15 protein-coding genes are annotated in these 15,298 nt (G+C 73.0%); 8 read left to right on the forward strand and 7 right to left on the reverse strand.

From position 1 onward, the window contains the following. Positions 1 to 91: 91 nt before the first annotated feature. The 7 genes from ACNF49_RS09675 (at position 92) to ACNF49_RS09705 (ending at position 7,386) form a co-directional block, all read left to right on the forward strand. Positions 92 to 1,468: a sugar transferase gene (locus ACNF49_RS09675; RefSeq protein ID WP_482945505.1), complete on the forward strand. Its 1,377-nt coding sequence runs from the start codon at positions 92 to 94 to the stop codon at positions 1,466 to 1,468. Next, positions 1,468 to 2,232: a 3'(2'),5'-bisphosphate nucleotidase CysQ gene (locus ACNF49_RS09680; protein WP_357974810.1), complete on the forward strand. Its 765-nt coding sequence runs from the start codon at positions 1,468 to 1,470 to the stop codon at positions 2,230 to 2,232. Before ACNF49_RS09675 ends, ACNF49_RS09680 begins: the two co-directional genes overlap by 1 nt. 18 nt (positions 2,233 to 2,250) lie before the next feature. Next, positions 2,251 to 3,165, forward strand: coding sequence for a sulfate adenylyltransferase subunit CysD (gene cysD, locus ACNF49_RS09685; RefSeq protein WP_357974807.1), 915 nt, complete (start codon positions 2,251 to 2,253; stop codon positions 3,163 to 3,165). Further along, positions 3,165 to 4,427 (forward strand): sulfate adenylyltransferase subunit CysN, encoded by a 1,263-nt coding sequence (cysN, locus tag ACNF49_RS09690; protein ID WP_357974804.1) that lies wholly within the window; start codon positions 3,165 to 3,167, stop codon positions 4,425 to 4,427. The genes cysD and cysN overlap by 1 nt, the downstream gene beginning before the upstream one ends. A 138-nt stretch (positions 4,428 to 4,565) precedes the next feature. Then, positions 4,566 to 5,465 (forward strand): sulfotransferase, encoded by a 900-nt coding sequence (locus tag ACNF49_RS09695; protein WP_482943477.1) that lies wholly within the window; start codon positions 4,566 to 4,568, stop codon positions 5,463 to 5,465. Then, positions 5,462 to 6,349: a glycosyltransferase family 2 protein gene (locus ACNF49_RS09700; RefSeq protein WP_482943478.1), complete on the forward strand. Its 888-nt coding sequence runs from the start codon at positions 5,462 to 5,464 to the stop codon at positions 6,347 to 6,349. The genes ACNF49_RS09695 and ACNF49_RS09700 overlap by 4 nt, the downstream gene beginning before the upstream one ends. Further along, positions 6,346 to 7,386 (forward strand): WecB/TagA/CpsF family glycosyltransferase, encoded by a 1,041-nt coding sequence (locus ACNF49_RS09705; protein WP_482943479.1) that lies wholly within the window; start codon positions 6,346 to 6,348, stop codon positions 7,384 to 7,386. Before ACNF49_RS09700 ends, ACNF49_RS09705 begins: the two co-directional genes overlap by 4 nt. Here ACNF49_RS09705 and ACNF49_RS09710 read toward each other — a convergent pair. Genes ACNF49_RS09710 through ACNF49_RS09740 form a run of 7 tightly spaced genes read right to left on the reverse strand, consistent with a single transcriptional unit; the run spans position 7,376 to position 13,822 of the window. Next, complete coding sequence (locus ACNF49_RS09710; protein ID WP_357974793.1) at positions 7,376 to 8,266, reverse strand: sulfotransferase; 891 nt, start codon at positions 8,264 to 8,266, stop codon at positions 7,376 to 7,378. The two genes, ACNF49_RS09705 and ACNF49_RS09710, sit on opposite strands and share 11 nt — an antisense overlap. After that, positions 8,263 to 9,516 (reverse strand): lipopolysaccharide biosynthesis protein, encoded by a 1,254-nt coding sequence (locus ACNF49_RS09715; protein ID WP_482943480.1) that lies wholly within the window; start codon positions 9,514 to 9,516, stop codon positions 8,263 to 8,265. Before ACNF49_RS09715 ends, ACNF49_RS09710 begins: the two co-directional genes overlap by 4 nt. After that, positions 9,504 to 10,358 carry a sulfotransferase gene (locus ACNF49_RS09720; RefSeq protein ID WP_357974787.1) on the reverse strand — a complete coding sequence of 285 codons (855 nt, stop codon included), beginning with the start codon at positions 10,356 to 10,358 and terminating at the stop codon, positions 9,504 to 9,506. Before ACNF49_RS09720 ends, ACNF49_RS09715 begins: the two co-directional genes overlap by 13 nt. Continuing rightward, a complete protein-coding gene (locus ACNF49_RS09725; RefSeq protein ID WP_482943481.1) occupies positions 10,355 to 10,948 on the reverse strand; it encodes a hypothetical protein in 594 nt (197 codons plus the stop codon). Before ACNF49_RS09725 ends, ACNF49_RS09720 begins: the two co-directional genes overlap by 4 nt. Continuing rightward, positions 10,945 to 11,250 (reverse strand): hypothetical protein, encoded by a 306-nt coding sequence (locus ACNF49_RS09730; protein WP_482943482.1) that lies wholly within the window; start codon positions 11,248 to 11,250, stop codon positions 10,945 to 10,947. Before ACNF49_RS09730 ends, ACNF49_RS09725 begins: the two co-directional genes overlap by 4 nt. Next, positions 11,247 to 12,512: a hypothetical protein gene (locus tag ACNF49_RS09735; protein WP_357974781.1), complete on the reverse strand. Its 1,266-nt coding sequence runs from the start codon at positions 12,510 to 12,512 to the stop codon at positions 11,247 to 11,249. The genes ACNF49_RS09730 and ACNF49_RS09735 overlap by 4 nt, the downstream gene beginning before the upstream one ends. Continuing rightward, the gene (locus tag ACNF49_RS09740; RefSeq protein WP_357974778.1) at positions 12,509 to 13,822 is read right to left on the reverse strand and encodes a Wzz/FepE/Etk N-terminal domain-containing protein; all 1,314 of its coding nucleotides are present in this window, start codon (positions 13,820 to 13,822) and stop codon (positions 12,509 to 12,511) included. The genes ACNF49_RS09735 and ACNF49_RS09740 overlap by 4 nt, the downstream gene beginning before the upstream one ends. 349 nt (positions 13,823 to 14,171) lie before the next feature. Between ACNF49_RS09740 and ACNF49_RS09745 the strand changes: the two genes are divergently transcribed. After that, the gene (locus ACNF49_RS09745; RefSeq protein WP_482943483.1) at positions 14,172 to 15,191 is read left to right on the forward strand and encodes a glycoside hydrolase family 26 protein; all 1,020 of its coding nucleotides are present in this window, start codon (positions 14,172 to 14,174) and stop codon (positions 15,189 to 15,191) included. Positions 15,192 to 15,298: the final 107 nt, after the last annotated feature.

A 15,298-nucleotide genomic window follows, 5' to 3' on the forward strand; every position in this document is an offset into this window, starting at 1 on the left:
GACCGAGGCCGCCTCACGGAGTGAGGCAGGAGAGCCCGTGAAGTCCGGCGAGGCCCTCTCGTGGCGGGTCAGCCCGGTGACTCCGGCGTGGATGCGTTCCTACCGGTTCCGTGCCGTGGTGGGTGATCTGTGCGGGGCGGGCATCGGGTCCGCCGCCGCCTTCTGCGGCAGGTTCGGCGGGTTCACCCCTTACGTGCTGCCGTACCTGCTGGTCAGCGTGGCGTTGCCGTGGGTGTGGGTCTGCGCGGTCGCGCTCAACCGGGCCTACGAGCCGCGCATGATCGGCGTCGGCTCCGAGGAGTTCCGCCGCGTCGTGCACGCCGGCGTGGCGCTGACCGCGGCCACCGCGATCGGCTCGTACGTCACCAAGACCGACGTCGCCCGCGGCTACGTCGTGCTCGCGCTGCCCCTGGTCACGCTGCTCACGCTGGTCACCCGCTACCTGCTGCGGCGCTCGCTCAACCGGCGCAGGGCGGCCGGGGCCTGCATGCGCCGCGTGGTCGCGGTCGGCCATCCGGCCTCGATCGCCGAGCTGGTCCACCTCTTCCGCAGGGAGCGCCACCACGGCATGGACGTCGTGGCCGCCTGCCTGCCCTACGGCGAGCCGCCCGGGGTGCTGACCGAGGTGCCCGTCGTGGGCGACTTCGGCGACGTGCCGCTGGTCGTCGACCAGGTGCGCGCCGACACCGTGGCGGTGCTGGCCTGCCCCGAGATGGACGGCGACGCGCTGCGCCGGCTGGCCTGGCGGCTGGAGCGCACCCACACCGAGCTGGTGGTCGCCCCCGCCCTGATGGACGTCGCCGGCCCGCGCACGATGATCCGGCCGGCCGCCGGGCTGCCGCTGCTGCACGTCGAGCACCCCGAGCTGACCGGCGCCCGGCAACTGGTCAAGAACGTCTTCGACCGCGTGGTCGCCACCGCGCTGCTGGTGCTGCTGTCGCCGCTGCTGGCGGTCCTGGCCGTGGCCGTACGCGGCACGAGCCCGGGGCCCGCGCTGTTCCGCCAGACCAGGGTCGGCAAAGACGGCAGGCCGTTCACGATCCTGAAGTTCCGTACCATGCGGCGCGGCTCGGAGCAGCAGAAGATCACTCTCGTCAGCGACCACGACGGCGTGCTGTTCAAGATCCGCAACGATCCGCGCGTGACGCCGCTCGGCACGCTGATGCGCCGCCACTCCCTCGACGAGCTGCCCCAGCTCATCAACGTGCTCCTCGGACACATGTCGCTGGTCGGCCCCCGTCCGCCGCTTCCGGAGGAGGTGGCGCGCTACGGTGACGACGTGCGCAGACGGCTTCTGGTGCGTCCGGGGCTGACCGGGCTGTGGCAAGTGAGCGGGCGATCTGACCTATCGTGGGAGGAATCCGTCCGTCTCGACCTGCGTTACGTGGAGAACTGGTCCCTCACGCTGGACCTCCAGATCCTGTGGAAGACTTGGTCGGCCGTCGCCCGCGGGCAAGGAGCATATTGATGACGATTCGCGACGACCACGCCGTGGCCGGCGACCTGGCGACGGAAGCTGGCGAGAGGCTGCTGCGGGTCCGCGAGCAGACCGGGTTCGGCGACTCCGCCGCGCTGCGCGCGGAGGGCGACCGGGCCGCGCACGTGTTCCTCATGGAGGCGCTGGCACGGTTGCGTCCCAGTGACAGTGTCCTGTCCGAGGAGGCCACCCGCGAGGAGCGGCTCGACCCGCGCCGGCTGGGCGCCGAGCGCGTGTGGATCGTCGATCCCCTCGACGGCACGCGCGAGTTCGCCGAGGAGGGCCGGGCCGACTGGGCCGTGCACGTCGCGCTGTGGGAGCGCGGCAAGCTGACCGCGGGCGCAGTGGCGCTGCCCGCGCAGGGCCGTACGCTGACCACCGCCGAGCCGCCGGCCCTTCCCGCCTTCGAGAAGGGCCGCTTCCGTATCGCGGTGAGCCGCACCCGGCCGCCGGAGTTCGTCCAGAAGCTGGCCTACCTGCTGGGGGCCGACCTCGTGCCGATCGGATCGGCGGGGGCGAAGATCTCCGCGGTGCTCACCGGCGAGGTCGAGGCGTACGTGCACGCCGGCGGCCAGTACGAGTGGGACTCCGCGGCCCCCGTCGCCGTCGCGCAGGCGGCCGGGGCGTTCGCCAGCCGCGTCGACGGCTCGGAGCTGACCTACAACCAAGCCGACCCCTCACTACCGGATATCCTGGTTTCCCTACCGGAGCTGGCGACATCCCTGCTCGCCGGAATTCGGGACCTGCATCGCTAACCGCCGGAGGAAGCGCCCATGCTCCAGCGCGACTACACGACGTCGCAGCTCGACGTACTCGAAGCCGAGGCCATTCACATCATGCGCGAGGTGGCGGCGGAGTTCGAGCGGCCGTGTCTGCTCTTCTCCGGCGGCAAGGACTCGATCGTCATGCTCCGCATCGCGGAGAAGGCGTTCTGGCCCGCGGCCATCCCGTTCCCGCTGATGCACGTCGACACCGGGCACAACTTCGACGAGGTCATCGAGTTCCGCGACCGCCGTTCCGAGGAGCTGGGCGCGCGCCTGATCGTGGCCAGCGTGCAGGAGTCGATCGACAGCGGCCGGGTGGTCGAGGAGACCGGCCGGCGCGCCTCGCGCAACCGCCTGCAGACCACCACGCTGCTCGACGGGATCGAGGAGCACGAGTTCGACGCCGTCTTCGGCGGGGCCAGGCGCGACGAGGAGAAGGCCCGCGCCAAGGAGCGCGTGTTCTCCTTCCGCGACGACTTCGGCCAGTGGGACCCGAAGAACCAGCGCCCCGAGCTGTGGAACCTCTACAACTCCCGCATCCGCAAGGGCGAGCACATCCGGGTCTTCCCGCTGTCCAACTGGACCGAGCTCGACATCTGGGACTACATCCGGCGTGAGGGCATCGAGATCCCGTCCATCTACTTCTCGCACACCCGCAAGGTGTTCGAGCGCGACGGCATGTTGCTGCCCGACTCCGACGTCGTGTCCCGCGGCGACGACGAGCCGCTGTTCGAGGCCGTCGTGCGCTACCGCACGGTCGGCGACATGACCTGCACCGGCGCCGTGCAGTCCACGGCCGCCACGGTCGAGGAGATCATCGAGGAGATCGCGGCCACCCGGATCACCGAGCGGGGGGCCACCAGGGCCGACGACCGCTCGTCCGAGGCCGCCATGGAGGACCGCAAGCGAGAGGGCTACTTCTGATGGACATTCTTCGCTTTGCCACCGCGGGAAGCGTCGACGACGGCAAGTCCACCCTCATCGGACGGTTGCTCTTCGACTCCAAGGCCATCTTCGAGGACCAGCTCGAAGCGGTCGAGCGTACCTCCCGCGACCGCGGTACCGAGTACACCGACCTGTCGCTGCTGACCGACGGCCTGCGGGCCGAGCGCGAGCAGGGCATCACGATCGACGTGGCCTACCGCTACTTCGCCACGCCCAAGCGCAAGTTCATCATCGCCGACACGCCCGGGCACATCCAGTACACCAGGAACATGGTCACCGGCGCCTCCACGGCCGACCTGGCGATCATCCTCATCGACGCGCGCAAGGGCGTGCTGGAGCAGTCGCGCCGGCACGCGTTCCTGACCTCGCTGCTGCGCGTGCCGCACCTGGTGCTGGCCGTGAACAAGATGGACCTGGTCGACTACTCGCAGGAGCGCTTCGAGGAGATCCGGGAGGAGTTCACCTCCTTCGCCTCCAAGCTCAACGTGAGCGACCTGACGTTCATCCCGATCTCCGCGCTCAACGGCGACAACGTCGTCTCGCGCTCGGAGAACATGCCCTGGTACCTCGGCACCTCCCTGCTCCACCACCTGGAGAACGTGCACATCGCCTCCGACCGCAACCTGGTCGACGTGCGCTTCCCCGTCCAGTACGTGATCCGTCCGCAGAAGGCCACCGACCACGCCTTCCACGACTACCGCGGCTACGCGGGCCAGGTCGCGGGCGGGGTGCTCAAGCCGGGCGACGAGGTGACCCACCTGCCGTCCGGGCTGAGCACGCGGATCGCCTCGATCGACACGTTCGACGGGCCGGTGGAGGAGGCGTTCCCGCCCATGTCGGTCACGCTGCGCTTCGAGGACGACCTCGACATCTCGCGCGGCGACATGATCGCCAGGCCCAACAACCAGCCGCACGCGGCCCAGGAGCTGGAGGCCATGGTCTGCTGGATGGCCGACAGCCTCAAGCTGACCCCGCGCACCAAGCTGACGATCAAGCACACCACCCGTACGGCGCGGGCGCTGGTGCGCGACCTGCACTACCGGCTCGACGTCAACACGTTGCACCGGGACGAGCAGGCCACCTCCCTCGGCCTGAACGAGATCGGCCGGGTCTCGCTGCGGGTCACCCAGCCGCTGTTCGTCGACGACTACGCCCGCAACCGGCTGACCGGCGGCTTCATCCTCGTGGACGAGGCCACCAACGGCACGGTCGGCGCCGGCATGATCATCGACGCCAGCTGAGCGTTCCGAACGGCCCGGCGACACCACGCCGGGCCGTTCGCCGTTTCGGTAGATCTTTGCGGGGTTTCCTGACCCTCTGATTACCCTCCGCGCTAGGGTCGTCGCGTTCCGTGTTGGCGACGTGAAGGCCCTCCCCCTGTGACCGACCGCGCATCCGCCACCCGAGTGATCTTCCTCGGGGGCCTCGGCCGTAGTGGCACGACTCTGCTGGAGCGACTGCTCGCCGAGCTGCCCGGCGTGGTGGCGCTCGGCGAGGTGGTCCACCTGTGGTCGAGGGGCGTGCTGGCCGGAGAGCCGTGCGGCTGCGGCGCGGCCTTCGCCGCCTGCGACTTCTGGCGGCAGGTGGGCCGGGCGGCGTTCGGCGGGTGGCGGCCGTCGCTGGCCGAGCGGATGCTCACGTTGCGGCAGCGGGTCGATCGCACCCACCGGATGGGGCGCATCGCGCATCCCGACCTGGCCGAGTACGCGCGGGCCTACCGGAGGGTCTACGAGGCGACCGGCGCGCCCGTCGTGATCGACTCCAGCAAGCACGCCTCCCTCGCCCACTGCCTGGTCGCGGCCGGCATGGACGTCCGCGTCGTGCACGTCGTCCGGGATCCGCGGGCGGTGGCCCACTCCTGGCGCAGGACCGTCGAACGGCCCGAGGACGGGCGTCCCATGACCCGCTGGGGGCCGCTGCGCACGTCCCTCCACTGGACGGCCCAGAACGCCGGTCTTGAGCTCCTCGCCCGCCAGGGGGCCCGCGTGACCCGGGTGCGCTACGAAGACCTGGTCGCCGACCCGGGGCCCACGCTGACCGCGCTGGCCGGCTTCCTCGGGCTCGACGTTCCCGGCCTGCCGTTCCTGGAGGGCACGACGGCGCGGCTCGGGCCCGCGCACACCGCGTCCGGCAATCCGATGCGTTTCCAGGTCGGGGGGATCAGGCTGCGGTGCGACGACTCGTGGCGTTCTGCGCTGCCCGTCCGCGACCGGCGGCTGGTCACCGCGCTCACCTGGCCCCTCCGCGTCCGGTACGGCTACCGGGAGGTCGCCGCGTGAGCGCGTTGCCGTCCGTGGGGGTGGTGATCCCGACCTGCGGCGACCGGCCCGAGCTGTTGCGCGAGGCGGTGGCGGCGGTGCTGGCCCAGGACTATCCGGGGCGGCTCGTCGTGGTCGTGGTCGACGACGGGGGGCGCGGGCGCCCGGGGCCGGAGCTGGGCGTGCCCGTCCTGGCCAACCGGCGTACCCCTGGGCTTCCTGGAGCGCGCAACACCGGCATCGCGGCTCTCGACACCGATCTCGTCGCCTTCTGCGACGACGACGACCTGTGGCTGCCGGGCAAGCTCGCCGCCCAGGTGCGGGCGCTGACCGCCGCCGGTGGCGAGTTCGCGAGCTGCGCCATCGAGGTCGAGCACGGGCGGCGCCGGGTGGCCAGGCTCGCGGGCGCCGACTCGGTGACCACGGCCGACCTCCTGCGGTCGCGCATGGTGATGGTGCACTCCTCGACGTTCCTGTTCCGGCGCGGGGCCCTGTGGGTCGACGAGAGCGCCCCCGGGGGCCAGAACGAGGACTGGGACCTGGCCCTGCGCGCGGCCCGGCGGCGGCCGATCACGCACGTAGACCGGCCGCTCGTCCGCGTGCGGTGGGGTGGGTCGTCCTACTACGCGGCCCGCTGGGCGGACCGGATCGCGGGGCTCGACTGGATGCTCGACCGCCATCCCGAGCTGGCCGCCGACCGGCGCGGCGCGGCGCGGGTCTACGGCCAGCTCGCCTTCGCGTACGCGGCGCTCGGGCGGCGGCGCGCGGCGGTCCGGTGGGCGTTGCGCGCGTTCGGGGCGCGGCCGGGTGAGCCGCGGGCGCCGATCGCGCTGGCCGTCGCGGCGGGGATCGTCCCGGCCGCGACCGTGCTCGGGCTGCTGCACGGACGGGGGCACGGCATATGACCCCGCCCAGGACCCGCATTCCCGCCGTCCCCGTCCAGCGCCCGCCCACCCCGAATCCCGCTGCCGACCCGGCGACCGCCCGCGGCCATGCCGCCGAGTCCGCGTCCGCCCGGACCCACGCGTCCGGGGCCGGGCATGCCGCCGAGTCCGCGTGGACCCGCGCGGCCGGGCCCGTGGCCGGCCGGGCCCGTGGCTCCGAGCCGGGGGCCGCCCGCAACCTCCCGCCCGAGCGACCGGCGGGCCGCGGGCCCGCCGAGGCCGGTCGCCGGAGGCGTGCGGGGGAGCGCGTGCGGGTCGGCGGCGTCGGGCTGGACGTCGTCACCGAGGCCGACGTGGTGCGCTGGGTGGCGGCGGAGGCCGCGGCAGGCAGGGGCGGTCGCATCGTGACGCCCAACGTCGACATCTGCCGGGCCGTCGCCCGCGACCCCGCCCTCCAGGAGCTCGTGGGCTCGGCCGAGATCGTGGTGGCCGACGGCATGCCGCTGGTGTGGGCGGCCAGACTGCTCGGCACCCCGCTGCCCGAACGGGTCACCGGGGCCGACCTGATCTGGTCGCTCAGCGAGATGGCCGCGGCCCGCAACTGGCCGGTGTACCTGCTCGGCGGGCCGCCGGGGGTGGCCGAGCTGGCCGCCGACGAGCTCAGGAGCTGCCGTCCCGGGCTGAAGGTGGCCGGGGTGCACGCGCCGCCGTACCACTTCGACGAAACGGCGGAGGGGCGGGAGCGGGTGCGGCGCCGGGTGGTCGCGGCGCGGCCCCGCCTGGTGTTCGTCGGGCTGGGCTTCCCCCGGCAGGACCTGCTCATCGCCGAGCTGCGCGAGGAGCTGCCGCAGGCGTGGTTCGTGGGCTGCGGGGCGGCCATCGCCTTCGCCGCCGGCACGGTCCAGCGGGCGCCGCGCTGGATGCGGCGGGCCGGGCTGGAGTGGGCGTTCCGGCTGATGAGCGAGCCCGGACGGCTGGCGCGGCGCTACCTCGTGGACGATCTCCCCTTCGCGGTACGCCTGCTCGCCGGCTGCCTGCTGACCAGGCTCAGGCGGTGAGGGCCCGGACGCGGTCCGCCTCCTGAGGGGTGAGACCCCGGGCCGCCGTGGCCAGGGCGTGACGGGAGTCCATCGGACGGAAGGCCGTCCGGGACAGCCCCGACCACGCGAACGCCGCCGACCGGCGGGACGGCGTGGTGCAGGCCCGGACGATCCGGCGTTCGGCGGACGGTGACCACGGCAGGCCCGCATGGGCGTAGAGACGCCGGAAGCCGGTGACCGGATCCTCGGCCAGCGACTCGTACGAGGCGACCAGCACGCCGGGCGTGGCGGCCAGCACCGTCCGCGCGGCCCGCCACAGGGCCGCGATGGTGGCCAGGTCGTCGGCGGAGCCGAGCAGCGGGCACAGCTCCAGCAGGCCGGGATGGTCGCGGACGAGCAGCGGCTGGCCGACCAGGTCGCCGACGTCGAACCGCCACCCGAGACGGCGCCAGCTGGCCACGAACGACACCGGATCACGGACGAGGACGATGACCGCGCAACCCAGCCGCCGGGCGAACCAATGAGCCGACAACACCGCGAACGGGTCGTCGAGCAGCGCCCGGCGCCCGCTCAGGCGGCCGAACGCGAACGCGGTGCCGTAGCGCGCCAGACGGGCCAGGTCGTAGGGGGAGCGGTTGGCGCGCAACTCGGCGAGCCAGTGGTAGCGCAGGGCGACCGTGTCGCGGAAGGCGGGCAGGAAGTCGGCGGCGTTGTCGTCGCAGATGTACTGGAACCGGTGGGTGACCTCGGCCCGCAGCACGCCGGGGCAGCGGCCGGGCGGGTGCTGCGGGTTGAGCGGCTCGTTGACGTAGACCAGGCCGCCCCCGGCGGTGAGCATCTTGCCCGCCCAGCTCGTGCCGCTTCTGGGCAGGCCGGTGACCAGGACGGGCGTGTTCACGCGGCCGCCGCCCAGGTGCGCGGGCGCAGGGCGGGCAGGGTGTGGCGGCCGAACGGGCGCAGGCCGTAGCGGTGGTGGAGCTGCCACAACGGCAACAGGTTCTTCACGATCACCCCGGCCGACCAGCCGACGACCGCGCCGAACGCCCCCTGGGAGGGGATCAGGGCCACGTCGAGCGCGACCGTGCAGGCGACCGCGGCCAGCAGGTTGAGCAGGCTGGCCAGGGTGTGGCCGGCGGCCGTCAGGACGACGTCGACCATGCCGCAGGCCGTGGCCACCAGCATGGTCCCGGCCAGGACGAGGGCGATGGGGGCGGCGGCGCCGTACGCGGGACCGAAGACGCGCAGCAGCCACGGCGCGAGGACGGCGTAGCCCAGCCACACCGGCCAGGTCAGCAGCACCAGCCAGATCGTGGTGGCCTGGTACAGCTCGCGCGCCCGGCCGAGCTCCCCGTCGGCGAGCGCCCGGACCAGCCGCTCCTGGACGGCCTGCGCCAGCCCCTGGTTGGCGAGCTGCCCGACGACCCGGAACCGGGTGGCGGCCGTGTAGACGGCGGCCTGGGCCGGTCCGCCGAGCAGGGCGACGACCACGATGTCCAGCCGCTGGAACACCGCCTGGATGGCGCCGGCGGCGGACCGCGGCGCGGTGTACCGCCACAGGTCACGCCCGGTCCCCGGCAGGTACGGCGTGCGCGGCGCCCGTCCGCGCAGGTCGGCGAGGGCCAGGACGAGCAGCGGCAGGAAGGGCAGCGCCCAGGCCGCCGGCAGCCACTGCGGCGCGTGCGCGAGCGCCGCCCAGGTGACGAGCACGAGCTGCGCGGCGGGCAGCAGCACGCCGTCCAGCAGCACGGTGGGCCGCATCGAGCCGAAACCGCGGGTGGCGGCCAGCGCGATGTCGCCGAGCACGATGACCGGCAGGGCCCAGGCCAGCAGCCCGATGCGCGGCTCCAGCAGCACCCCGGCCGCGCAGGCGGCCAGCGCGCACGGCACCATGGCCGCCCGGAAATATCCGGAGATACCGCGATAGCCGTACGTCTTGGCCCGCGCGATGAAGTACACCAGCCCGTTCCCAGCGTCCAGTTTGGCGATGCCGGCCGCCATCAGGGCCAGGGCCGTCACGCTGAAGAACGCCCCCGCCTGCGCCGGGCTGAACGTCCTGGTCACCACCACGGCCACCAGGAACTGCGCCAGCGCGCTCACCCCGGCCCCGGTCAGCCCGGCGATCCCGCGCCGGACCATCACCGGCGCCACGACGGCTCACCGCCCAGCCAGCGCGTCAGCCGCGCGTCGTAGGGCTCGAAATGGTCCCTGAGCGCCCGTTCCAGTACCCGGGGCACGGGCCGGGGCAGCGGCCGGCCGTTGTGCCGCTCGAACGCCGGATAGCCCAGGTGCGGCACCGTCAGGAACTCCAGCACGCGGTCGTAGGCGGTCTCGGGCTCGGCGAAGAACCGGTGGCTGTCGAGCACCAGGACGCGGTCGCGGCCGAAGAGCGGTTCGAGGCGGTCGAGCTGGTCGGCGTACCGGCCGCGGGCCAGGTAGGCGTGGTGGCGGTGGGAGTGGTGCTCGGAGAACGGCGACACGCGCAGGCTCTCCTCGGCCCCGGCCAGCCGCCCGGCCTCCAGCTCAAGGGCGGATTCGAGGTGCGACTCGGACTCGAAGCCCCTGGCCAGCTCGTGGGCGTGGGCCGAGCAGGCCCGCTCGACCGGGTCGCGGACCAGGACGATCAGCTTGACCCCAGGCAGGTCGGCGGCGATCCGCTCACCGGCCAGCGGATGGAACAGGTAGTAGGGGGACGACTCGAACGCCTGGGTGCGGCCGCCGTACCGGTGGGCCAGCAGCGCCGCGCCCGCACGCAGCGGGAAGTGCGCCTGGTACCAGGCCATCGGCCGGTGGTAGCCGACGTCGAAGTAGTGGACCCCCTTGTGCAGGACGGGCTTGAGCAGCAGCGGGTGCTGGGCCAGCGCCCGGTAGAGCGAGGTGGTGCCGCACCGCTGCGCCCCCACGATCAGGAACGACGGCAGCACCCGCGCGCTCGACGTGAACCGGCCCGCCAGGCGCGAGAAGGACAACACCGGCCGCTTCAGCGTCCTCATGGCAGCAGCTCCTCGTGGTCGACGGCCGGGTTGAGCCAGGTCTCGGGCGGCCCGAGCGGGCAGTGGCCGTCGGCGGCGTGCCGGTCGGCCAGCACGATGAGGTAGCGCAGCGCCGTCCGCCTGGCCTCGGCCGACGACAGGCCGAGCGGGGCCAGCTCGCGGGGCGCCCTGGCCAGGCAGGCGCGGGCCGCCGTGGGCGGGTCCATCCTGCGCAGCGCCCGCTGGAAGAGATGGTGCGCGGCGTCGAGACCGTAGGGGACGCCGGTCTCGTACCGTTCCCAGTCCCAGACGAGCAGCCGGCCGTCGGCGGACGGGCTGATGTTCCACGGGGACAGGTCGCCGTGCCAGGCCGGCACCGGGCCGCCGGTGGCGGCGATCTCCATGATCGCGGCGTGCAGCAGGGCCGGGCGGACCCGGCCGCGCCGTACCGGCAGCGGCGAGAGCGCCAGCACGGGCAGGCCGCGCCACTCGCCGTGGTGCAGCACGTCGGGCACGACGACGGTCTTCAGCGGCGCCGCGGCCAGCCCGCGCAGCGCGGCCGCCTCGCGGCCGACCAGCTCGCGGGCGAGCGGGCTGTCGCCGACCTTCACGTACGCCAGCAGCCGCCCCCGGTACGAACCTCCAGGACGGGCTTGCGGTTGGGCCGCAACGCCGGACGCACGTGCAGCACGGTCTCCACGGGCGCGTCGAAGACCTCGCCCAGGTAGGCCGCGACGGACCCCTCCAGCGGCACGGTGACCGCGCCCCCCACGTGCCACCAGCGCCGCGGGGCCAGCCGGCGGGGCAGCACCCGGTGCGGCAGCACCGAGTACGGCCGCGGCGACCCCGTACCCGGGAACAGCAGGCGCACGGTCTCGTGGAGGTATCCGAGCCGCGCGGAGGCGTCCTTCATGCGTTTCTCCACAGCAGGGCGAACGAGATGAGATAGAGGCTCAGCGGCGTCACCAGGCCGTCGTAGACGAACATGTAGAGCAGCACGAGACCCATCACCAGCACCCCGGCCAGCCCGATCGGGGAGCGGTCGGCCCAGTGGCGGCGGATGGCGCCGAGGAAGAAGGCCACGTAGAGGGCGGCCCCGGTGAAGCCCTGGGTGATCAGCAGCAGCCAGAGCTGCCCGTCGCTGCCGAGCGGCGGGTGCCCGCAGGCCGCGCACCACTGGGTCTTGCCCGTGGTGATCGAGCGGTGGTTGCCGAGCGAGTTGCGGGTGTTGCCGTAGCCGATGACCGGCGAGTGGCGGGCCGCGGCGACCGTGGCGGTCATCGTGAAGGCCCTGACGTCGTTGGAGTGCGGTTTGTCCAGCCGCTGGGCGAACACCGAGGCCAGCGGGCTGAGGGCGAACACCATCAGCCCGGCGGCCACCGCCCCGCACAACACGATCCTGGTCCGGCCGGCCACCCGCACGATCAGGTACGCCACGGCCAGCCCGAGCCCGATCCACAGGCCGCGGTTGAGCGAGTACACGACCGGGATCGCGGCCAGGGCGATCACCAGCACCGCCAGCACCCGGCGGCCCCGCCCGCCGTACGTCCACCAGCCGACGACGAACCAGATCAGCAGCACCGACGCGTTGCTGCCCCACGCGTTGGCCCACTCGAAGGGCGCCTCCGGCCTGGGCGAGGAGTAGCCGAGCACCTTCTGGGTCTGGGCGGCCGTGGGATGGATGAGGTTCTGGACGAAGGAGTTCTCGCTGATCCAGCCGGGCAGCAGCAGCTCGACCGGCGAGGTGAAGGCGAAGTGCGGGACCAGGACGCCCAGCAGGCCGCCGGCGACCGTCGTCAGGAACAGCACGCCGAGCCAGCGCACCAGGCGCAGCTGCGGCAGCTCGCGCTCGGTCAGGTTGCCCAGGTAGAGAACCATGATCAGGACGGACACGTACAGAGCCAGGCGCATGGCCCAGCCGATCAGGCGGCCGGTGCTGAACCCGCCGTACGTGCCGGGCGGCAGCTCGTCCAGCATCATCGCGCTCAGCAGGTAGCCGGCCAGCAGCAGCAGCCACAGGCCGAACCCGTGGGGGACCCGGACCGGCCGGCGCCGCCACAGGATCACCGCCATCGGCACGGCCAGGACGATCACCGACAGGCCGCCGAACCCCAGCGCCCACCAGATCGGGTAGCCGAGCAGGAGCGCCGCGATCGGCCAGGCTGGTCCTGTCACGTCTGCTTGCGCTGCCGGTGGTGGAACGACTGCATGGGCGTGGTCTCGGCCGCCAGGCTCACCTCCAGCTCGCCGGTGGCGACGAGCTTGCCGAGCGAGGTGTGGGTACGCGGCTCCAGCAGCGGGACGAACTCCGGCACCGCGTCGGTCGCCGTCACCACGCCCACGACCGGCACGTCGTGCCGCTCCAGATGGCGGGCGGCCGCCGTCACCTCCGGCGAGGTGACCCGGCCCAGCCCGACCAGCAGCAGGGCCGCGTCGGCCCGCGCCAGGTCGCGGACGTCGGAGCCGTCGAGCACCGACAGCGGCGCGCTGATGGCCAGCGGCTCGGCCAGCGAGGAGGCGTAGAGGTCGGCGGGCAGCGAGCGCACCAGCAGCCGCTTGCCGGGGCAGGCCGCGACCACGGCGCAGGCCAGCTCGTGCAGCACGCCGTGCTCGCGGGAGGCGGACAGGTCGGTCAGCACGGGCAGCCCGGTCAGCCGCTCGACGTCGGCGGCCGTGCGCAGCCGGGTGTCGAGCCGGTCGCGGGCGTAGGCCGCCGCCGCGCCGAGCAGCAGGCCGGCCATCAGGCCGGTGCCGAGGTGGAGCGGCAGGCTGGGGGAGCTGGGCCGGGTCGGCGGCAGCGCCTCGCTGATGACCGAGCCGGGGGTCACCGCGACCGTGCGCAGCGCGTCGTACTTGAGCGTCAGGCTGGCGGCCTGCCGGTTGAGCACGCTCTGGCGCTGGGTGGCGATGGCGTGCTCGGCGCTGCCCTTGGGCAGGCGGCCGACCTCTTTGATGGCCGCGTCGAGGCCGGCGTCGACCTGCTTGAGCTTGGCCAGCACCGCCTGCTGCCGCTCGGCCATCGCGGCCTGCGCGCTCTCGCGCCGGTTGGCCAGGTAGGCGTCGGCGTAGGCCCGGGACTGCGCGGCGGCGGCCACGGGATCGGCGTCGGTCACCGAGACCCACAACACGGCCGAGTTGGGCGGGACGGAGACCTCGACCGGCTGCGGCGCGGTGATCCGCAGGGCCTGGGCGACCCGCGCCGAGACCACCGCCGACTGGGCGATCTGGGCCTCGGTGTCGAGGTTGAGCGGCTCGCGCTGCCGGTTGCTCACCTGGTTGCCCTGATCCTGACCGTCGACGGGTGTGACCAGGACCTGGGTGATCGCGGTGTAGGCCGGCGGGGTGGCCCGCAGCAGGGCGAGCCCGGCGGTGCCGCCGACCACGACGCAGCCGACGAGGAGCAGCCACCGCCTGCGCAGCAGGGAGAGATGCTCGTCCAGGTCGGCGCCCGGGCGGCGCGCCTGGAGGTCCGGCGACGGGCTCATGGGGACGGTCTCCTGGAGGGGGATGCGCGCTGTCGCGGGTGGGCAACGCTGCGTCACTCGGCGCAGTGTGCGCCCACTATAGGCCGGACGGATATTACCCAAGTCGAATACTGAAGATTTTTTCCGGTACGGCCGCGAAGATGCCCCTTTTTAAATGGATATTTCCAGAAAATGCGGGTGGCGGGTCTGGTGCTGTGACCTGGGCAGACGAGCACACTGGCTGAAGTTCGAGGAATGGCATGGCAAGGTTCAGGTTTGATAGGCGGGGGTCCGTCGACAAGGGGGTTGGAAGGCGTTGCAGCTTCGGGGCTTTTCTCATTTCGCGACGAAAACCGCAATCACCTGCGCGGTGCTCGCCCTCCTGGCCGCCTGCTCGACGGCCGAGGGCGCGCCCGCCCGGGTCGACACCAGCACGGCCGAGCTGGCCGGCGCGCCCTCCTGCGCGGTCACCGCCAGGCTCATCCCCTCCTGCGGCGCCTGGTGGGGCGTGGCGCCCGAGGTCTTCACCGGCGCTCCCGTGGCCGAGGCGCTGCGCGGGGCCGAGTCGCGCATGGGCGTCGGCGCCGACGTGCTGCACGTCTACCATCGCGGCAGCGAGCTGTTCCCCACCCCGCAGGAGATCGGCCTGGCCCGCGACCCGGGCCGCCCCAGGCTCCTCATGATCAACTGGAAGCCGTCGCTCGACCGCACCTGGGCCGACATCGCCGACGGCGCGCTCGACCGGCGGATCGACCGCCTGGCCGACTACCTCAGGCGCACCTTCCCCGAACGTTTCTTCCTCACCCTCCACCACGAGCCGGAGAACGACGTGGACGCCCGCTCGGGGTCGGGCATGCAGGCCGGCGACTACGCGGCGATGTACCGGCACGTCGTGCTCAGGCTGCGCGAGCGCGGGGTCAAGAACGCCGTGACGGTCATGACGTACATGGGAGCGCCCAACTGGGCGGCCAAGCCCTGGTTCGAGGATCTCTACCCCGGTGACGACGTGGTCGACTGGGTGGCCATGGACCCGTACGCCGACGACCGGGTGCACGACTTCGACGGGCTGGTGAACAAGACCCGCAAGGAGTACGGGCGCTGGCCGGGGTTCTACCGGTGGATGCAGGCCCGCTTCCCTGGCAAGCCGGTCATGGTGGCCGAGTGGGGGGTGTTCGAGCGGCCGGCCGACCGGGCCTTCAAACGGCGCTTCTTCGAGTCGGTGCTGAGACAGATCAAGCGGTATCCGCAGATCAAGGCGTTGCTGTACTTCGACTCGCCGCAGGCGCCGCGCGGCAACACGAGCTTCGACTCCGACCCGGGCGCGGCCCGTGCCTTCACCCAGCTGGCCCGCGACCGCTACTTCCGCTCGACCCGCGTGCCGCGGCCCTAGCAGGGCTCATGGCCGCACTTCGTGCGGTGGGCTCGGTCGCCTCATGCCGCCGCCTTCCCCCGCTGTGGTCGCTGCGCTCCCGCCGCTCCTCCAGGCGACGGCGCTCC

It is taken from the genome of Actinomadura sp. ATCC 39365 (genome assembly GCF_054392275.1).

Excerpts from the sequence above, each read along its gene's own strand:
- cysN (WP_357974804.1), top strand. The coding sequence starts at position 3,165 with ATGGACATTCTTCGCTTTGCCACCGCGGGAAGCGTCGACGACGGCAAG.
- ACNF49_RS09675 (WP_482945505.1), top strand. The coding sequence starts at position 92 with ATGCGTTCCTACCGGTTCCGTGCCGTGGTGGGTGATCTGTGCGGGGCG.
- ACNF49_RS09680 (WP_357974810.1), top strand. The coding sequence starts at position 1,468 with ATGACGATTCGCGACGACCACGCCGTGGCCGGCGACCTGGCGACGGAA.
- ACNF49_RS09730 (WP_482943482.1), bottom strand. The coding sequence starts at position 11,250 with ATGAAGGACGCCTCCGCGCGGCTCGGATACCTCCACGAGACCGTGCGC.
- ACNF49_RS09740 (WP_357974778.1), bottom strand. The coding sequence starts at position 13,822 with ATGAGCCCGTCGCCGGACCTCCAGGCGCGCCGCCCGGGCGCCGACCTG.
- ACNF49_RS09720 (WP_357974787.1), bottom strand. The coding sequence starts at position 10,358 with ATGAGGACGCTGAAGCGGCCGGTGTTGTCCTTCTCGCGCCTGGCGGGC.
- ACNF49_RS09705 (WP_482943479.1), top strand. The coding sequence starts at position 6,346 with ATGACCCCGCCCAGGACCCGCATTCCCGCCGTCCCCGTCCAGCGCCCG.
- cysD (WP_357974807.1), top strand. The coding sequence starts at position 2,251 with ATGCTCCAGCGCGACTACACGACGTCGCAGCTCGACGTACTCGAAGCC.